This is a genomic window from Blastopirellula marina DSM 3645, from assembly GCF_000153105.1.
Lineage (GTDB): Bacteria > Planctomycetota > Planctomycetia > Pirellulales > Pirellulaceae > Blastopirellula > Blastopirellula marina.
The window spans coordinates 235360-247496 of record NZ_CH672377.1 but is presented as its reverse complement, the minus strand read 5'-3'; the positions used below and the strand labels follow the sequence as shown (position 1 = coordinate 247496).

Sequence of the window (12137 nt, the reverse complement as noted above, 5' to 3'; positions counted from 1 at the left end):
GGAGGTGGTCGCAAGGAGTGAATAAGGTGCGCAAGGAAGCTCGGATCGGATTTGCGATCGTCGGCTGTCTAGCCGCGGTGCTGACCTATGCCGCTGTCAAGCGGATGTGGATGCTTGCGCAAGTCTCGAGCAATCCGAGCCCGGCGCCAACCGTTCCTGCCGCCGCGATCTCGGCGCCATCGGCGCTGGCCGCCAGCGATGACTCGACAGCGCCCGTCATTTCCTTGCCGAGTGAGCCGACGAGCACGGCTGTTTATCAAGAGCCGGTCGCCGTTTCGCGCGGCGTGCCGTTCCCTTCGCGCTTTGCGATCCCGTTGACGAACGGCGAAGCGACTGCCGTCGCCGAACAGGTCTCCACCGCCGTCGCCGTGAAAGACGAACCGGAACCAACAGCGGAGCTGGTTGATACCACGCCGGTTGAAGCAGCGCCGCCGCTGGGACGATTTTCGAGTCGCTTCTCGCCGGCCGCACCGCCGGCCGCAGAAGCGCAGCCAGAGCCTGCGGAAGTTGCGGCCGAAGCAGCGCCGAAACCAGCAGCGTCGATGGTCTCTACGGCGATTGGCGCGATCGCGTCTCGCTTTTCCGGCAGCACGGCGCCGGTCGAAACGCCGGCGACCAGTGAGCCGAAGCCGAGCCAGCCGAAGAGGCCAGAGCCGGTGCAAATTGCCGAAGCTCCCCCGCAGTCGACGGATTCAGGCGCGTCGCTTCGCATCGTCGGCGAGAAGACTTCCGCGAAGCCGGTGGAGACCCCGTCGCAAGCGAGACCGATCAAACCGGCCCCGGTGGTCGAAACGAAACCGCCGACGCCGTCACCGGTCGCTGAGCCGCTTAATCGGGCCAAGCTTGCAACTCGGCCGTCGTGGCAAGCGACCGATGCTGGGATCGAGCCGCAGAAGCCGATCGCGGTCGCGTCAAAACCGCAGCCGCGCTTGAATCGTGCGTTTGCGTCGACCGCCAGCGCATCGACGCCGTCGAACTATGTACCGGCCCAAAACGCCAGCACGACCAAAATCTCGCCTGCCGAAAAAGAAACTCCGCAGCGGTTGCCCCCGACGATCGAAGTCGCGACCGATACGGAAAAAGGGGTCACGAAAGAAGCTGATCCCAGTTGGGTCCAGCAGATCATCTCCAGCGGCAGTTTCATTCCCGGCCAGCGCATCGTCCCGACGCAGTCGCCACAGCCGTTGTCGGACCGGGCGCAAACATCAGCCCAACCGCTGGTCAAATCAACGCCGCCAGTCGCATCGGCGCCCAGCACCTATCAAGTGAAACCCGGCGATGACCTGGCGACGATCGCTCGCCAAACTTTGGGCGACGCCGCTCGCTGGGGTGAGCTGTTCCGTTTGAACCGCGATGTGATCGGCGACTATCCCGATCAGATGAAGCCGGGAATGCAGCTGCGATTGCCGCAGGATTAAAGGGTGGGACCTGACCCCATTTTTTAATCGGATCGCGCACAAAAAAAGGCGACCTCCATGGAGATCGCCTTTTCACTTTTCTTGCAGCAGCACCCGTCCGACTAGAACGCGTACGACTTGTTGTTCGTATCGAAGTCGGCGTCGGTGTAGCCGTTGTTCAGCTTCATGTTGCTGTAGGTGTATTCTTCAAATAGCATCGGCTCGGCGCCTGGCTGTTTGGGCCAATCCCAAGCGGCGTAGCGAATCGGCACTTGCAGTTGATCGTCGATGAAGATGTGGGCTTTGTGGAAGCGGAAGTTGGACCGCGGCGTCGGGTGGATCACTTCGATCGCGGTGCAGATGCGATCGTTGATCTTGGCGCCTTGGTAGAACTTCACTTCGCATTCACCGTACTTCATGTCTTCTTCGGCGACTTCGATCAGGCGAACGATCAAGTTGCGGATGCCGATTTCGGTGATGGGATAGCGGTTGTTGCGCATCGCCATCATGCCGTTCGGGTCGAGCGGCACGGTCACGAACTTCAGGAGGTTGCCCCCTTCGTGCGCGATCAGGTTGCCGTTGTTGCGACCTTTGACGTAGATCACCTCACGGCCCTTGACGTTGGCCGGTGCGACAAACTTCATGTAAACGCTAAACGGGGCAATGACGTTGCCGTTGGCGTCGACTTGTTCGTTGCGGATCTTGGTGTACATGTACTCTGGATCGAGCACTTTGCCGTTGATCTGTTCTCGTTTGACGAGCGTGCATTCGTAGTCGCGCACGTTTTGGTCGATCTGCGCCAGACCCCGTTTGGCGATCTCCATGGCCGGCGCCAGCGGATGCTGAGCGGCGACTGGCTGGCTCGCGTTTGGATTGTTAGAAACTCGGTAAACCGGTTCCTTCAGATTGTTGCGGCCTTCTTCGCCGCGAAGCAAAGAGGCGGCGCCCAGCGTCAGCGCCGGAGCGGCCAACAACAGGCGGCGTCGCGATATGGTAGGCTCGGCCATCTTCTTTCTCCCTGATTTTTCTGCGTCACGCGGCTTCCGTGCGTCGCGAGTGGACTCGAATACGTATGATTCGTAACGACCGGGGCATTGGTTCGCCGAGATCAGCCGTAAAATGCTGGCTGCTCGGTCTTATCGCCCTGCCCGGGCGGAAAAATTACAATAACAGTGCGAACCGGTAAGGTTTACCCAAATCCACGTTTAACCGGTCCAGCCGCAAAATTCTACCTGAACTGCCCAAATTTGTGGAGAGTGAAACCTGGTGCTTGATATCGACGCTATCATCAGCATGCCGTTTGACGAAAATACCTACATCGTCCGCCAAAGCGGCGCGACCGACTGTCTGGTCGTCGATCCTGGTCTGGAACCAGAGAAAATTCTCGACTTCTTGTCGGAGCACGGCCTGACGCCGATCGCCATTTTGAATACGCACGGGCATAGTGACCATATCGCCGGAAATGCCGCGCTGAAAAAGAGTTATCCCGCTGCGCCGCTGATTATTGGCCGCGGTGACGCCGATAAGCTGACCGATCCGCAGAAAAATCTTTCGGCGGCGTTTGGGGTCGCTTTGATCAGCCCCCCCGCCGATCAATTGGTGGACGAGGGCGCCGTTTTGGACCTAGCCGGGATCCAGCTCGAAGTTCGTGACGCTCCCGGGCATTCGAGCGGCCATGTCGTGTTTGTGATCCACGACGCCCAAGTGGTGCTCGGCGGCGACGTGCTATTCGCCGGCAGTATCGGCCGGACCGACTTCTTTGACGGCGATTTCGGCGCACTGCGCGACGCGATTCATGACAAACTGTTTACGCTGCCTGGCGAATTCATCGTCTACCCAGGACATGGACCAGAAACGACCATTGCCGAAGAAATCGCCGAGAATCCGTTTGTCGGCAAACCGGCCGGGTACAAAGGGTAGTCAGGCTGTTCACGGTTGGCCAGCTTGCCTATCAGGGCCGACATCGTTGGTAAGCGGACTTAATCCGCAGTCGGAGTTCATGCGGCGGCTTGGTGGCCGTTTGACATTTCCCTACGCCTGCTCGCTTCCAACGGAGAACTGAGTCCGCTTGCGTCTCCGCCGCCCCGATAGCGGAGCTATCGCGGTCAACCCGGCGCCGCGCTATTCCGATTGCGTCGGGCGATCGAGCATCGACGCGGCGGCGACATGCACCGGAAAATAGAGGGTAAAGCGACTGCCGACCCCTTCCTGGCTGTGAACGACGATATCGCCGCCGTGTTCACGCAAGATTTTTTGGCTGACCGGCAGGCCGAGTCCGGTGCCCCGATTTCCTTTGGACGATTCGAATGCGGTGAAGATCGACTCGATCTTCTCGGCCGGAATACCGCACCCATTGTCGACAACATCGATGTTCAGGCGCTGCGCCGACTCGTCCAGGACGATCGAAACTTCCACTTTGGGCTCGTCGGCCGACAGGCAGGCGTCGATCGCGTTGGAGACGACGTTTAGCACGGCGCGATGCAGTCCTTCGGCGTCAAACATCAACTGCATTTCGGTCGGGAGCGGGAAATAGAGGAGTTGAACGCTCTGTTCGGCCGCGCGAGACTGCATGAGTTCGACAACGTCGCCGACCGTGTCATTCACGTCCGAAGCGGTCAGGTCAGGCTCTCGTTCTTTGCTGTACGAAAGCATGTCCATCACCAAGGTCGAAATCCGATCCTGGTTCCGCTCAACGATCCCCCAACCTTTTTCGATCAAATTGACGTCGGTCCCTTTGATTCCTTCTTCGACTAGATAGCTGCCGCCGCGGATTCCTTGCAGGATGTTTTTCACATGGTGCGAAATCGCCGCGACCGCATGACCAACGGCGGCGAGTCGCTCGGACTGCACGACGGCCGAATAATAGTTCGTGTCTTCTACGGCGAGCGCCGCTTGATGAGCGACGGCGACCATCAGTTTCAGATGATCGTCATTAAAGCGGCGTTTTCGCTGCGGCCCGCCGATGTCGCCGGGCGCGGTGAACGTATCGAGATAGATCGCGCCGACAATGCCGTAGCGTCCTTGCATCGGAACGCAGATCGCCTCGCGAACGCCTTGCGTGATGATGCTGCCGGCGGGATCCCAGCGTTCATCGTCACTGGCGTTGGTGGTCAGCACGCCTTCCCGCTTTTCGAGGACAAAATCGAGAATCGTCCGGCTGATCACGATCGCTTCGTCGGCGCCGGCGCGGCCTGGTCGAAACCGGCGCGCCTTCGGCGTGAAGTGAAGCGATTCTTCGTCCAGCAGCATCACGCATCCCCGATCGGCGTCGATCCAGTCGAAGACCAGTCCCATGATGTAGTCGAGCAACTGATCAATATCGAGCGTACGACTGACCGCGAGCGCGGTGTGATACATCAACTGCAAATTGGCCCGGGCCGCATGAAACCAATCGCCCGATTCGACGTCGCCGCCGGGGAGCATGAAAATTTGGCTTCCCTCGCTGTGATGGACCGTGCGAATGATGCGTGAGCCGTCGGTCGAATTTTCCTGGCGAACCTGCGGGCCCGCGTGGGTCGCCCGAGTGTCACTGGCCGTTTCGGCATGCGTAAAGATCATCAGCGTGCGGCCAAGTTGGACGCGGTCACCGCTGGTCAAAAAGGCGCGCTGGATCGCCTCGTTGTTGACAAAGCAGCCGTTGGAGCTTTCCAGATCGACCAGCTCATAGCGCTGACCATCGAGACGAATTTCGGCATGTCGACGCGAAATCTCGGTATCATGCACTTGGATCGTATTGGTCCGGTCACGACCGAGAGTGACGACCGGGTCGTTCAGCTCGAAACGTCTTCCTTGATCGTTGCCCTGAATGACGAAAAGGGACGGCACGTTTAGCTCCCATGCTGGCGAATCGAAGTAGTCTTTATTTTATCGGGTCAGTGTGGGAAGTAGCAATCACGCTTGACAGCAGGGGAAATGGAGCGGCGACGGCAATGGTTGACCGGCGGTCTCCGCTAGAAAAGAATCGACTGTACTGCAAAAAAGTTACATGAACTATCTCCGGATTACTGGGATACCGCTGAATATGCGAATCACAAGCACGTTTTGGGTCACGGTGGTCATTTGCCCGCTGCTGGCCGCCCCTCTGATGGCGGAAAAAGAGTCGGCCGCAAAAGCCGCCGACACGCGGATCCGAGAGAATGTCGGTTTTCTCGCATCGGACGAGCTGGAAGGACGCGGAGTCGGCACCGCCGGTTTGACCAAAGCGGCGCAGTTTATGGCCGAGCAGATGAAGTCGATCGGGCTCGATACGACGGCGGTCGGCGGAAAGCCGTTTCAATCCTTCACAGTCGTCACCGACGCCAAATTGGGGCCAGCCGACCAAAACTTGCTGAAACTGGTCGGCCCCGATCAAAAGGAAGCGGCGCCGCTGGAGTTGGGGAAGCAGTTCAATCCGTTGGCGGCTGGCGGCAGCGGCAAGTTTGATTTGCCGATCGTCTTTGTCGGTTACGGAATCACCGCGCCTGACTTGCTGTATGACGACTACGCCGACACGGACGTCAAAGGGAAAGCGGTCTTGATGCTGCGGAAAGAGCCGCAGGGAGATCCCCACAATCCGCATAGCGCCTTTGGCGGTCCTCATCCGACGCGGCATGCGACCTTTAGCCGCAAGATCTCCAACGCCTATCAACATGGCGCCGCCGCCGTGATTATGGTCAACAATCTCGACGAACTAGAATCGCGCCGCGAAGATCAACAGAATGTTTGGAATACGGCGGTCTCCGATATCGCCAAGACGCAGGCCGAATTCTCCGCACTCGACGCCGACGCGGCGGACGAACAGAAAACCGAACTGCGTGACAAGCTGACCGATCTGGCGAAAACCATCGCCGAGAGCGGCGAGAAATTAAAGGATGGAACCGATGAAGTGCTTCCGTTCCTCGGCGCCGGCAGTGACGCAAGTCATCCCGAATTGCCGGTCTATTTCGCGCTGCGCAGCGCGATCGACCCGGTTGTGCAGCAGGCCCTGGATAAGTCGCTGGCCGAATTGGAAGCCAGCATCAACATGACGCAAAAACCGCAAAGCGTCGCCGTAACCGGGTGGAAAGCGATCGGCGAGACCGAAGTGATCCGCGAGCAAGCGGAAGTCAGCAACGTGATCGGCGTACTGCACGGCGAAGGTCCCTTGGCCGACGAAATCATTTTGATTGGCGCTCATTACGACCACATTGGCTACGGAGGAGAAGGAAGTCTGGCGCCTTGGACGCACGAAATCCATAACGGCGCCGATGACAACGCTTCTGGCGCCGTCGCACTGTTAGAAGCGGCGCGGCGAATTGTGGGAAGCGACGAGAAGCCGCAGCGGACGATCGTCTTTATTGGGTTCACCGGCGAAGAACGAGGGCTGCTGGGCAGCGCCTACTACGTCAAGCATCCGGTCTTCAGCCTGGAAAAGACGGTCGCGATGCTCAACATGGACATGGTTGGCCGTCTGAAAGATGAAAAGCTGATCATCAGCGGCAGCGGCACGGCGAAAGAATTTGAAGCGCTGATCGACCAGTTGAACGGGGATTATCAATTTGTCGTCACCAAAGATCCCGGCGGCTACGGGCCTAGCGATCACGCGTCGTTCTACGCCAAAGAAATCCCGGTGATGCATTTCTTTACCGGCACGCATGACGACTATCACCGCCCGAGCGACGACGTCGAAAAATTGGACATTGCTGGAATTCGGCGAATCGCCAGCATGCTGGCGGATGCGGCGCTAGCAATCGATGCAATGCCGGCGCCGCCGGAGTATGTGGCGATCGCTCCTGAATCGACCGAGCGGCGAACGGGTTCACGCCCCTATTTTGGCAGCATTCCCGACTTCAGTGTGGTGGGCAAAGGTTATGCGCTGCAAGGAGTTTCGCCCGAAAGCCCCGCTGACAAAGCAGGGCTGAAAGCCGGCGACATCATCGTCCAATTAGGCGACAGTAAGATCGCGGGGCTCGAAGATTTTGATGGCGCGCTGCGAGGCTTCAAAGCAGGCGAAAAAGCGAAGGTGACGATTATGCGGGATGGAATGGAAATTACGCTTACGGTAACCTTGGCTGCGCCCCGATAAGAACCAAGTTGGCGATGAAATCTTCTCGAATTGTGTGAACCATCGAGAAGGCCGAGTCGTATCGGTTCGGGAGTTTCCGCAGCATTACGGAAGTGCGGAATATTGGACTTTACCCGTTTGCAATTTCCAGGCAGAATGCCGCTCGTTTGACAGCATCCGCATCCGTCGCGCTGCCCGTAAAGCCGACGTATTACGGCGAAAATCGCCCGCGGGGTCAGGACGACCAATTCAAACACAGCAAGGAGTGCTGAAAGTGAAGCGACTGTTTTCTTTGACCGCGATTTTGGTCACCGCGATCTTCGTCAACTTCGTCGCGGAAGCGGCGAACGCCCAGTCGGGCACCAATGTCGCCGTGATCGACATTCCCATGGTTTTTAAGGGTCACGCCCTTTTCAAACGGCAAATGGAAGACTTCAAAGTTGAAGTGGAAGCCGCTGAAAAGACGATCGGCGCCGAACGCGACCGAATCACCAAGATGATTCAAGAGCTCAGCTCGCAATACAAGCCAGGCTCGCCCGACTACAAAGTCAAAGAAGAAGAAGTGGCTCGTCAGCAGTCGGAACTGCAAGTCAAAATGACGCTGCAGAAGAAGGACTTCATGGAAAAAGAAGCCCGCATCTACTTCAACGTCTACGATCAAGTCAAACGTACCGTCGCTGCGTTCGCTGAACGTAACAACATCGCGTTGGTCTTGCGTTACAACAGCACCGAGATCGAAGCCGACAACCGTCAATCGGTGTTGGAAGGCATCAATCGTCCGGTCATCTATCAAAACCGGATCGACATCACCCAAGACGTGCTTGCTTTGCTGAACGCTGGCGTTCCGGCGACGGCTCGCCCGCAAAATGGTCTGATTCCTCGCTAGTCACGACTTTGTCGTAATCGCGGCGGAGGCAGTTGCGCCTACCGCCGCTTGATATTTGCAGCACACCCATTTGCGCATTCGGCATCCATGAAGAAACAGTTGCTGCGTTACGACGGCGAGTATCGTTTCCAACGAACTCTCGCATCGAGCGTCTCGGTCGAAGGTATTGGCTACTGGTCAGGCAAATCGAACCGCGTCGAATTTCGGCCGGCTCCGATTGACGCCGGCATCACCTTCGTTCGCGAAGACCTGCCCAGTCGGCCGCGCGTACCGGCGCTGGTCAGCAATCGGATCGAAGTGCCGCGGCGCACCAATCTGACGGTGGGTGGAGCCTCGGTCGAAATGGTCGAGCATGTGTTGGCCGCTCTTTCCGGCATGCAGGTCGACAACTGCGAAGTCGCAGTCGTTTCGCCCGAGATGCCGGGGCTCGACGGTTCTTCCGCCGCCTATGTCGAAGCGATTCGCCAGGCCGGAATCGTCCAGCAAGACGAGGTTCGTAAGTTATTGGTGATTTCTGACATCGTGCGTGTCGGCGATGACGAAGCTTGGGTCGAAGCTCGGCCTAGCAACAAGTTGCAGCTCGATTTCAAATATCGACTCGACTACGGTTTTAATAGCCCAATCGGTCGCGAAACGCTTACCGGCTCGCTGACGCCTAAGTTTTTTGAGCACGAATTGTCATCGGCTCGCACTTTTGTGCTGGAAAGCGAAGCCGAGTGGTTGCGCTCGCAAGGCCTATGCAAGCAAGTTGGTTTTCAAGACCTTGTGGTCTTTGGGCCGGAAGGTCCGATCGAGAACGAGCTCCGTTTTGACGACGAATGCGTGCGTCACAAGACGCTTGATCTAATTGGCGACTTTGCGCTCGCCGGCTGTGATATCGCCGGTTCGGTTATCGCTTATCGCAGCGGTCATCGCTTGAACGCCGAGTTGGTCAAGCAATTGCTGCTCGAAAATCAAGTTCAACTGGGCCTGCGACGTTCGGCCTAGTTATATTTTCAAGGTACGATCGTCGCTGCATTCTAGATCGGCGACGAGCAATCAGGCTGGAAAGGATTCCGCCATGCTGCATCGTCGTCTCGCCGTCATCGGCGCCGGTCACCTCGGAAAAATTCATGCTCGTCTGGCCAAGCAAACCGCCGGGCTCGAGCTGGTCGCGATCGTCGATCCGATCGCCGCGGCGCGAGAAGCTTCCGCCGCCGAGAATGGAGTCGCCGCTTACGCGTCCCATCACGAAATCGCCGGTCAGTTTGACGCTGCGATCATCGCGACGCCGACGCAATATCACTATGAAGTCGCAGCCGATCTGCTTGCCAGCGGAGTCGATCTGCTGATCGAAAAGCCGATCACTTTGTCGATTGAGGACGCCGATCGCTTGTTGGCGCTCGCCAAAACGTATGGTCGCGTCCTGCAAGTGGGACATGTCGAACGATTCAATCCCGCATTCGTTGCGGCGAGCCAGCTGATTGATCGTCCGCGGTATATCGAAGCGTCGCGAACCAGCGGCTACTCGTTCCGTTCGGTCGATATCGGCGTCACGCTCGACCTGATGATTCACGACATCGACCTGGTGCTGTCGCTCGCCGGCAGCCATGTGGTCGAAGTCGACGCGATCGGCGCGACCATCTTTGGACCACACGAAGATATGGTGCAGGCCCGTTTGACCTTCGAGAACGGTTGTGTCGCCAATCTGACCGCATCGCGCAGCAGCTTTGCGCCGCGTCGTGAGATGAAGGTCTTCCATGCCGGCGGCTTTGTGCAGATCGATATGGGCAGCCGTAAGTTGCAGTCGATCAAGCCTGACGCGCGCCTAGCCGCAGGCGACTTAGACGTTCACGCGTTGCCGCAGGCCGAGAAGGACCATATTCGCCAGCACTTGTTCGAGTCGCTTCTGCCCCTGGAAGAAGTCGAATTGCCGGCGACCAATGCGATCGCCGACGAACAGGCCGATTTTGTGCATGCGATGCAAACGGGCGAAAAGCCGCGGGTTGACGGCGCCGCAGGACGCGAAGCGGTCATCGTCGCCAACATGGTCGCCAAAAGCGTGCAACGTCACGTCTGGCACGAAGCTCAACGCTCGGTACGCGGACCGCAATTCACGCCGATGCCAGGTTTGGCGCCGCAAAAACGAGAAGCGGCGTAGTCGCGCGACGATCCCGCTTGCGCAGCTGATACTAGACGAAGCCTCTCGCTTGCGAGGGGCTTTCGCGTTTCTTGGCCTGCTGGTGATTCCCGGCGAAAAAGTAGCGAGCCGGGGCGCGGTCCTGTTAAGCTAAGCAGCCCCCGGCTGTGCGGTTGCGCAGCGTGCTCCCCAACTTGCCAATCCTCATTATCGAGCCGTCGCTATGAACTTGCCTCTCTTCCGCTACGTCTTGTCCGCCGCGCTGACATTGTTGACTTTGGTCCCCGCCGTGAACGCGGCTGACGCTCGCCCTAACTTTCTGATTATTTTTGCCGACGATCTGGGCTACGGCGACGTTTCGACCTATCACAAATCGGACGTGGCTACTCCCCACTTTGATCGCTTGGCCGCGCAGGGAATGACCTTCACTAGCATGCGGGCCAACTGCACGGTTTGCTCACCATCGCGGGCCGCGCTGCTCACCGGTCGGTATCCTGACCGAGTGGGCGTGCCTGGCGTGATTCGTACGCAGCCTGAGAACTCGTGGGGTTATCTCGCGCCGTCGGTTCCGACATTGGCCACCGAGTTGAAGCAGGCCGGCTATCGCACCGCGATCGTCGGTAAGTGGCACCTCGGTTTGGAGTCTCCCAATACGCCCAACCAACGCGGCTTCGATCACTTCCATGGTTTCCTGGGAGACATGATGGACAGCTACACGACCCACCTGCGGCACGGCGTCAACTATATGCGGTTGAACGATCAGCCGATCGAGCCGAAAGGGCATGCGACGGACCTGTTCACGACCTGGGCGCAAGAGTATCTCCAGCAACAAGCGGGCGCTGACGAGCCGTTCTTTCTGTACCTGGCCTATAATGCGCCCCACTTTCCGATTCAGCCGCCTGCCGATTGGCTGGCCAAGGTGAAACAGGAACAACCGCATCTTGATGAAAAGCGGGCCGCGAACGTCGCCTTCGTGCAGCACCTGGACGACGCGGTCGGCCGCGTTTTGAAAACGCTTGACGACGCTGGACTGGCCGAGAACACCGTGGTCGTCTTCTGCAGTGACAACGGCGGCAGTTTGCCGCATGCCCAAAACAACGACCCTTGGCGCGACGGCAAGCAAAGCCACTATGACGGCGGCCTCAAGGTTCCGTTCTTCGTCCGCTGGCCCGCCCAGGTGAAAGCAGGCTCGTACAGCGACTACGCCGGCTTAAATTTCGACGTCTTTCCGACGTTCCTTGAACTAGCCGGCCGCCATCCGAGTGATCAACTCGACGCGGTGAGTCTATTGCCGATTCTGGAGGGAAAGCCGGCTTTCCATGCTCGGCCCCGTGATCTGTACTTTGTCCGTCGCGAAGGTGGTTTGCGGTACGGCGGCAAAGATTATCAGGCGCTGGTGCGCGGCGACTGGAAGTTGATGCAAAATGATCCTTACAGCCCGCTCGAACTTTACAACCTTCGTGAAGATCCCCAGGAGCAAAACAACCTGGTTCAGAAGGCCCCCAAAATCTACCGCGAAATGGCCAACGCGCTGCGTCGTCAGATCCAAGCGGCCGGGAACGTTCCATGGCGGAAATAGCCCCAGCTTGATCCCGTTGCGAAACTGTTCAGCGTGATCTTGGCTGGCATTGTTCTGCGAGGCGAAGAGTAGCGCGGCGCAAAAAAAAAATGCGACGCTGTTGGGCAGCGTCGCATTTTTTTTTTGGCAGTGAA

General features: G+C 58.3%; 9 protein-coding genes. 7 read left to right on the top strand and 2 right to left on the bottom strand.

Features of this window, described 5'->3' with window-relative positions; genetic code table 11:
- Positions 1–26 precede the first annotated feature (26 nt).
- On the top strand, positions 27–1418 hold the full coding sequence (locus DSM3645_RS31655) for a LysM peptidoglycan-binding domain-containing protein (protein ID WP_040352861.1): 1392 nt from the start codon (positions 27–29) through the stop codon (positions 1416–1418).
- 101 nt (positions 1419–1519) lie between these two features.
- Here DSM3645_RS31655 and DSM3645_RS20075 read toward each other — a convergent pair whose 3' ends face one another.
- Complete coding sequence (locus DSM3645_RS20075; protein WP_040352860.1) at positions 1520–2404, bottom strand: DUF1571 domain-containing protein; 885 nt, start codon at positions 2402–2404, stop codon at positions 1520–1522.
- Positions 2405–2663: 259 nt separating this feature from the next.
- Between DSM3645_RS20075 and DSM3645_RS20070 the strand changes: the two genes are divergently transcribed.
- Complete coding sequence (locus DSM3645_RS20070) at positions 2664–3317, top strand: MBL fold metallo-hydrolase (protein WP_202594995.1); 654 nt, start codon at positions 2664–2666, stop codon at positions 3315–3317.
- A gap of 201 nt (positions 3318–3518) precedes the next feature.
- Here the strand turns inward: DSM3645_RS20070 and DSM3645_RS20065 are convergent, their stop codons facing one another.
- A complete protein-coding gene (locus DSM3645_RS20065; RefSeq protein WP_040352858.1) occupies positions 3519–5222 on the bottom strand; it encodes an ATP-binding protein in 1704 nt (567 codons plus the stop codon).
- Between the two features lie 196 nt (positions 5223–5418).
- Here DSM3645_RS20065 and DSM3645_RS20060 point away from each other — a divergent pair, with 196 nt between their 5' ends.
- The 5 genes from DSM3645_RS20060 (at position 5419) to DSM3645_RS20040 (ending at position 12003) form a co-directional block, all read left to right on the top strand.
- A complete protein-coding gene (locus DSM3645_RS20060; protein WP_002654308.1) occupies positions 5419–7440 on the top strand; it encodes a M20/M25/M40 family metallo-hydrolase in 2022 nt (673 codons plus the stop codon).
- A gap of 253 nt (positions 7441–7693) precedes the next feature.
- A complete protein-coding gene (locus tag DSM3645_RS20055; protein ID WP_040352856.1) occupies positions 7694–8305 on the top strand; it encodes an OmpH family outer membrane protein in 612 nt (203 codons plus the stop codon).
- Between the two features lie 87 nt (positions 8306–8392).
- Entirely contained in the window at positions 8393–9292 is a 900-nt protein-coding gene (lpxC, locus tag DSM3645_RS20050; protein ID WP_081444944.1) for a UDP-3-O-acyl-N-acetylglucosamine deacetylase, read from the top strand.
- Between the two features lie 73 nt (positions 9293–9365).
- Positions 9366–10445 carry a Gfo/Idh/MocA family oxidoreductase gene (locus tag DSM3645_RS20045; RefSeq protein ID WP_002654301.1) on the top strand — a complete coding sequence of 360 codons (1080 nt, stop codon included), beginning with the start codon at positions 9366–9368 and terminating at the stop codon, positions 10443–10445.
- Between the two features lie 202 nt (positions 10446–10647).
- Positions 10648–12003 carry a sulfatase family protein gene (locus DSM3645_RS20040; RefSeq protein ID WP_040352855.1) on the top strand — a complete coding sequence of 452 codons (1356 nt, stop codon included), beginning with the start codon at positions 10648–10650 and terminating at the stop codon, positions 12001–12003.
- Positions 12004–12137 lie beyond the last annotated feature (134 nt).